1 protein-coding gene is annotated in these 530 nt (G+C 62.6%); it reads right to left on the reverse strand.

Going from position 1 to position 530, the window contains the following annotated elements:
• The coding region (locus AC01FP_RS18975; RefSeq protein WP_474482514.1) for an A24 family peptidase at nucleotides 1–253 on the reverse strand (253 nt) is incomplete at its 3' end.
• Nucleotides 254–530 lie beyond the last annotated feature (277 nt).

The raw sequence follows: 530 nt of genomic DNA on the forward strand, positions 1-530 counted from the left end.
GCTCGATCCACAGAGCCAGCGCGGTCAGCAGCTTGACATCACCGCCGCCCATCATCCGCAAGGCAAACAGGCCGGCAAACACCACGAAGCACGCAACCGCGATCCCCAGCTGGATTGCGACATCGGGCCACACCGCCATCCCCGCAGCCCACCAGTATAGCGGTGCGGCCAGCACGATTGCGCCATTCAGCCAGTTGTCGATCTGGCGGCGGCGAATGTCGGTAACGGCAGCCACAACCAGCGCGATTGCCAAGCCGCAGAGCAGTCCGTAGTGAAACAATCCGTCTGGCATGATGCCCCCAATGATCCCCTATGGAGGCGGTGCTACAGGCGATGACTTACCAAAAAGTAACCACCCCCTTGAGGCCAGCGTTAGGCAAGCAGGCAAAGTCCGGATGAACCATACCCCGATCGACCGTCGCGCTATCCCCTCCCATGCACGAGAGAGCCGCTGGCAAGCCGGTGACGGCTGGCAGATCCGCCGGATCGACTGGCCCGTGCCTGATGCGCCGCGCGGATCGATTCTGTTC

The sequence above is a fragment of the Cyanobium sp. NIVA-CYA 375 genome, from assembly GCF_056108345.1.